General features: G+C 44.9%; 4 protein-coding genes. All 4 read right to left on the bottom strand.

The window, feature by feature from the left end; genetic code table 11:
* Positions 1–56: 56 nt before the first annotated feature.
* Positions 57–602 carry a HipA domain-containing protein gene (locus tag BG32_RS02060; RefSeq protein ID WP_121526324.1) on the bottom strand — a complete coding sequence of 182 codons (546 nt, stop codon included), beginning with the start codon at positions 600–602 and terminating at the stop codon, positions 57–59.
* Between the two features lie 12 nt (positions 603–614).
* The gene (locus BG32_RS02055; RefSeq protein WP_121526323.1) at positions 615–947 is read right to left on the bottom strand and encodes a hypothetical protein; all 333 of its coding nucleotides are present in this window, start codon (positions 945–947) and stop codon (positions 615–617) included.
* Positions 948–1,925: 978 nt separating this feature from the next.
* Positions 1,926–3,296 (bottom strand): ATP-binding protein, encoded by a 1,371-nt coding sequence (locus BG32_RS02050; protein ID WP_259459439.1) that lies wholly within the window; start codon positions 3,294–3,296, stop codon positions 1,926–1,928.
* An 813-nt stretch (positions 3,297–4,109) separates the two neighbouring features.
* The coding region (locus BG32_RS02045) for a hypothetical protein (RefSeq protein ID WP_121526321.1) at positions 4,110–4,349 on the bottom strand (240 nt) is incomplete at its 5' end.

Below are 4,349 nucleotides of genomic sequence, written 5' to 3'. Positions count from 1 at the left end.
GAATCCAATGGGAATCTTCCTGTCTGGTTCTGCTCTATAATACAGCACTGCTTTTCTCATCCAAACACTTCCTCTAACAATTGCCTTTTTGCGATAATCAGTTCCAGCAATAAGTCTTTCGTTGTTCTGCTAAGTATCTCGCAAGGTACTCGATCAATTATAGCATTCGCGTTGGTTCTGTTAATCTTGCTTGCCATGCCAAGTATTGTACTAACTAACTCACTGTCAGCAAAATTGTCTCTTATGTAAATGAGCAATTCTTTATGTGTGACTTTTCTTTTTCCGGAGAATACCAATAGTGACTTTGCCTTCGTTTCAACATTTGCCATGAAGCGTCTCTTATCCTTCAGAATATTCTCAATGTCCTCTTCCCTTATCTTCGAACCAAGCGATGCACTGTGATCATATGAGGGTGCCATTCTTATTTCTCCGAGACCACCATATATTATTCCCCAGTTCCCATGGTGTCTATCGCTGTTACCTATCAAAGCATCAAAAATTAAATACTGCATAACTTTGGTTGTAAGTGCTTCCCTTGTTGCCCGGATTACGTCTATTACAAGCTCCAGAGAATACTCTCTACCTGTCAACGTATCTTTCATTAATTCGGGATCTTATCCTGGTTGCATCTTTTGAATCAGATCCAACATCTCTATCAGGTTCTCTCCCTTATCGACTTCTACGAAGTTCTTACTAACTGTACCGAGTCTCCCCTTATATATTGCAAACTCAGTCTCCGCAGCTTCAATTCCAACAAGCTTAGCAATTTCATAAGCCAGTTTCTCAGATACATGTTCTGTTGTTCCCACTTTCGGTATCTTAAAGAGCCACTCCTCGCCAAAATGATTGACAAACCAGTACTTCTCATTTCTTCCGGGCGCAGCCACTCCTAATTCCCTCCACGAATTCAGGTCAACGAGTTCAAAAATGCCACGACGTTCTTTCAACAAAATACCTCCTCTTACTCAACATGAATTATATCAATCACTATGACGAATTAACACACGTGATTGTCACTGAGCATTTGCTCAAGAATTTGCATACTCTTGCTTGCAGGTCCTTCAAACACCGGAGCGGCGAGGGTTAATTCAAGAAGTGATGCTGCTTCGCAAGGAGCCTCTCAGGTCAACCGTCATCAGTTCTCCGTCCTCCGACTAGAAGTTGCAAGACGCAATGCGCCGAAGAGCATCGGCGGTCGCAATGCCCGCTTCGCGGGGAAAGAGCCGCTTGGACAACAAACGCTGAAGGCTGTACGCTGGGGAAAACGATTCTTCGACACTTCACGCCTAGCATCTTTTTTCTTACTTAATGAACCCGAGAGAAAAGAGAGAGGGCGATAAGGACGAGAAGAATGACGAACCTTTCGTGTTTTTCGTGTTTTTCGGGACAGACTCCATTATTTACCTTCCTGTAATATAGTTCTTGATTCATTAGAACAGATTTGCTGTCAGCAGTCACCGGTTCTCCGTCTTCCGACTAGAAGTTGCAAGACGCAAGGCGCCGAAGATCGTCGGCGGACGCAAGGCCGGGAAGTACATCCCGGGACGCAGGGCTGGCAAAAATCATGCCAGGACGCAAGGCCCGCTTCGCGGGGAAGGAGCCGAGTGGATGAGAAACACTGACCGCTTTACGCAGGGAAGAACGATTCTTCGACACGTCGCGTCCAGGTTCTTTTTTCCTTCGTAATGAGCCCGAGAGAAAAGGGAGAGGTGAGAAGGAAGAGAAGGACTGAGATCCCGTGCAGGAGCACTGCGGGATGACAGTGGGGATATACTGGATGAAGCAACATGTTTTCGCGGCAGGATACTCTCGCCTCATGTCATCTGACGTGCTTCTGGTCAGAATCCCTGTCCCTCGCAAAAATGGGTACAGACATTAGAAGATTTGTCAGTCCCCATTTTTTCCGGGGGTAATCCCGGAAGGATTTACTGTCCAGTAATCGCGAGAAAGATGTGAAGAGGCAGTATTTTTATATCTCCAGAAAGATCAATAGTATGCTTGGAAAGGATGATCCCCTTTTTGAAGTGTCTTTTTATGGTCGATAGATCCTGGTTGGTTATGTTGTTCTGATACTTCAGCTCGACCGGAACGTCTTTTACTAGCAAGTCGATTTCCTTTCCTTCTTTTGAATACCAGTAACCGAAGTCAGTAATCGAATCAAGTCCATTATCAAGGTTCTTTCCGAAAGCGAATGCGCAGTTGGTCGTCATGATGTTCTCCAGTATTGCGCTTCTCTCAAGCTGAACACCAAGCTTTTGCGATACTACATCTGAGATTAGTCTGTCGCAGTAATATATCTTCTTCTGTTTCTTTTCTGAAGGTAGATGTGTTTTTTGATCCATGTGCTTGAGGGTTAGAAGTAAGTAGTCGATTCCCAATACTTCAACGTATTTTTGAAATGTCTTTGTGTCTATTTCCGTCTCGCTTGCCGCACTGCTCCAGGAGAATCTTGATGAAAGTCTGCTAGAGACATAGGTAAGTATCTGGATGAGTTTCGCTCTTGAAAGACCATACCTCTCTATGTTTCCTATGAGGATCTCCCAGAAAGTGTTAATTAACGTTTCGCGACTTTCACCTTTTGAATAAGCTTCAATTGCAGAGGGGAATCCTCCTGAAGCAACATAGTTGAAGAATTCAGTCTTGAGAATTTCGTTTTTAATGAGCAGTTCAAAAGAGTCCGCCGGAACCATTTTCAGAATATCCTCGGGTTGACATTTCGGAAGTCCCTCAACCTTCTTGCAACTAAGGTACTCTCTGAAAGTCAACGGAAGAAGTAGAATATCCTTCCCGCTTTGCCCTTTTCTACCCGGAAGCCTTTCAGATGACCTCTTTAAGTCAATTGCAGAGGAGCCAGTTAAAGCAAAGAAGTCATTGACCATCTCCGTATTGTCTCGAACCTCTTTGACTGCTCGTTGCCACTGATCGACCATCGTGATTTCATCAATAAATACATATCGCTTCTTCTCGTTTCTGGTGAATTGAAGATATTGAAACAAAAGGCTTCTCAGCTCATCTACTCTGGATATTGTATCCAGTGGGAGATAGAGCACTGAGCGTCTCTCTCCCGATTTCAGGAGTTTTGCTATGGTAAACTTCAGCAGAGTAGACTTTCCAATCTTACGTGGACCCCTGACGACATACAGGTTATTTCCAGTAAGATCAAAAAACCCGTTGTAGTCTCTCTTGAATGAGCTACTCTCGTACTTGTCAACTAGATGGAAAGTTAAGTCTGTATTCTTGCTTTTTTCGTCCCACCATGGATTGTAAAATGCTACTGTCGAAAAATCCATCTTCATCACCAATTAAATAATACCACCTTGAATGCTTTTTATGGATCATTACTCCATAAATTATACGAATTATGTGGATTGATCATCCATGATACAGAGATCGTCAACAGTCCTAGAAGAAGACGTAAGAGGCCAGAGGAATGCATACCTTTAAGAACTCCATTTTTTAGGAAAGAGAGAGACAGAGGGAGAAAAAAGAGAGAGGGAGAGAAGGAAGAAAAGGAACGAGATCCCGTATAGGAGCATTACGGGATGACTATGTGAGTGGATTCAGGGCAAACTTTACGGGATGACAGCAGCGGAGGCATTACGGGATGACTCCCCCAAACGTCATCCTGACAATGGTCCTGGTCAGGATCCCTGGCCCACGCGAAAAACGGGACAGACGCTAGGAGAATCGTCAGTCCCTATTTCGCTCTCGTCTTCTCGTGAGCGCAGCGAACTCTCGAACATACGCTTTCTCGGCTATTGTAAGCGTTCAGCGATCAGCGAAAAGCGGGTCTTCGTTCTTAAGCGTACAGCGGGTCTTAGAACGGGATGCTGAATCAAGTTCAGATGACGCGAAGGGCAGGGTATCGAGTACAGGATACTGGGTCTCGTGATGAGAGCGACAATCAATTCAGGTTTCAATGCAACTGAGGAAATTATCCCGACAGCGGCTTTTGGAAGTCCCTCGCTGTGTCATCCCGAACTCGTTTCGGGGTGACAGAGCAGAAGAAACGAGGAGTCTGTGGGTTTGGAAGGCTGTTATTCTGATTTCATCATTATAAGAACAAGGACCCTTTCGGGCCCTTGACTTGAATTACTAGGGGTTTAATTTTACAGCTGTGCTGCTTTTCCGAATCCTCTGCCGAGTCCCGGTCCCTTTTCGCCAGAAGCTCCGTGCCTGTAGCCTGTTCCGTCCTGGGCATTCTTAAGTTCTCTTACACCGTCATTCGGACAGTTGTCATTTATTCCGTCACCGTCTGCATCCACAAAGTTCTCACAGGTTGTAGGATCCTGAACTCTCTGCATTGCCTTCGTTCCGTAACCTACTGCCAATGTCATTCCACCGATCAG

The organism is Mesotoga sp. HF07.pep.5.2.highcov, from assembly GCF_003666285.1.
GTDB lineage: Bacteria > Thermotogota > Thermotogae > Petrotogales > Kosmotogaceae > Mesotoga > Mesotoga prima.
Note: the sequence above shows the minus strand (reverse complement) of the source record. Positions and strands in the feature narration are given on the sequence as shown.

What these genes read in the sequence shown, in the direction of transcription:
- BG32_RS02050 (WP_259459439.1), bottom strand. Translation starts at nt 3,296, where the DNA reads ATGAAGATGGATTTTTCGACAGTAGCATTTTACAATCCATGGTGGGAC.
- BG32_RS02060 (WP_121526324.1), bottom strand. Translation starts at nt 602, where the DNA reads ATGAAAGATACGTTGACAGGTAGAGAGTATTCTCTGGAGCTTGTAATA.